Source organism: Vibrio sp. 2134-1 (assembly GCF_033339495.1).
Genome location: NZ_JAWOUS010000128.1, coordinates 1 through 1,098, shown reverse-complemented (window position 1 = coordinate 1,098; position 1,098 = coordinate 1). Strand labels below are relative to the sequence as shown.

At 46.1% G+C, this 1,098-nt stretch carries 2 protein-coding genes; both read left to right on the top strand.

Annotated features, from left to right (window positions below):
* On the top strand, positions 1-683 hold a 683-nt coding region (locus R7R78_RS24375), incomplete at its 5' end, for a replication initiation factor domain-containing protein (protein WP_225474405.1).
* Position 684: 1 nt separating this feature from the next.
* Positions 685-1,020 (top strand): hypothetical protein, encoded by a 336-nt coding sequence (locus tag R7R78_RS24370; RefSeq protein WP_017636225.1) that lies wholly within the window; start codon positions 685-687, stop codon positions 1,018-1,020.
* The last annotated feature ends 78 nt before the right edge of the window (positions 1,021-1,098 follow it).

Sequence of the window (1,098 nt, the reverse complement as noted above, 5' to 3'; positions counted from 1 at the left end):
CCTGTTATTTCCAAATTGAGGGGCTAGGGTGCAAACACGTTTTTGAGCACACAAGTGCATTCCGTTTGCATTGGTGGTTAGATCTTCTCGACTGTAACCGTCTATCTCGAATCGACCTTGCAGTCGATGACTTCCACGGCCTGTTTGGTCGTGAGTATGCAAAAAAAGCCTATGCCGATAATGCGTTTCGCACATCTGATAGGGGTTGCGGCCCTAGTGCAGGTGAGCGTTATTTTGCTGAACCTTCCGGCAAGGTTATCAATGAATCATTCGAGGTTGGCAACCGCAAATCTCGTATTTACTGGCGTATTTATAACAAGGCTGCTCAGCTTGGGCTCGATATGTTTTGGTTTAGAAGTGAGTGTGAGCTGAAGGAGATGCCAATCGACGTCCTTCTCGATATCAGCGGTTACTTCGCCGGAATTTGTGCGTATAGCGCATCTATCGTATCCAGCTCTCCAGTAAAGGTGGTTACAAAAAAGAAACAAGTTGCGCTCGATATGCACGGGCGCATTCGTTGGGCTCGTCGTCAAGTTGGCCGCACGTTAGCGGATATTGCTAAGTACTTGGATGGTGACTTGGAGAAAGTTTTCGGGTTGCTCATATCTGAGGATACGCAGGGTGATTTGCTCAACTTGCCTGATACATACAAACACATAATCAAAGAGATAATGGAGAATTAGCATGGCTGTTCGTTACGTTCTAACAGGTGGCACTTACTCAAAAGGCGTTGGTAAGCAATCCGGTAAAAAATATGAAATTGGTCGTTTGTTTGCTGGTAAGGCATTGAAGCCTTGGGAAAACGAAAACGGCTCTCAAATTGCGTTTGGTATTGAATCTGTTGAGGTTCCATTTGCGCCAAACGATGCACTTCTCGCTAAATTCGAAACAACGATGTGTCCGGCTCTTGTTGAGTTCGAGTATGAACCTGACCCAGAGGACCCACGTCGCAACTTGGTTTGTGACTTCAAAGTGATTCGCAGCCTGTTCGACAATCCGGTCTCTGACAAAGCTAAGTAAGGTTTTTAATTATGCCTGTGTGCGCACTTCCAAATGCTGACGGTTTTATTGCTGTCGTTCCTGAGGTTGATGCTGCTT

Excerpts from the sequence above, each read along its gene's own strand:
- R7R78_RS24370 (WP_017636225.1), top strand. The coding sequence starts at position 685 with ATGGCTGTTCGTTACGTTCTAACAGGTGGCACTTACTCAAAAGGCGTT.